Source organism: Caballeronia sordidicola (assembly GCF_000729995.1).
Taxonomy (GTDB): Bacteria; Pseudomonadota; Gammaproteobacteria; order Burkholderiales; family Burkholderiaceae; genus Caballeronia; species Caballeronia sordidicola_A.
Genome location: NZ_JNFG01000154.1, coordinates 1 through 377, shown reverse-complemented (window position 1 = coordinate 377; position 377 = coordinate 1). Strand labels below are relative to the sequence as shown.

1 protein-coding gene is annotated in these 377 nt (G+C 59.4%); it reads left to right on the top strand.

Going from position 1 to position 377, the window contains the following annotated elements:
• The coding region (locus FH08_RS0134170; protein ID WP_031362656.1) for a glutaminase at nt 1-377 on the top strand (377 nt) is incomplete at both ends.

Sequence of the window (377 nt, the reverse complement as noted above, 5' to 3'; positions counted from 1 at the left end):
GATGAACTCTGGGAACGCGTCGGCCGCGAACCGTCCGGGACACCGTTCAATTCGCTGGTGCAACTCGAAGCCGAGCGGGGTAAGCCGCGTAATCCGTTCATCAACGCTGGCGCGCTGGTCGTCACCGACGTACTGTGCCGACGCTTCGTCAAGGCCGAGACCGCTCTGGTTGAGTTTCTGCGGCGGCTAACCGGGGAGGCAACAATCGACTACGATTTGCGCGTCGCACAGTCCGAACTGCGGCATGCAGATCGCAACCAAGCTATGGCGCATTTCATCGCGAGCTTTGGCAATATGGAAATGCCTGTCCATGCGGTAGTTGACGCGTATTGCCGGCAATGTGCGATCTCGATGAGTTGCGTCGAACTGGCGAAGGC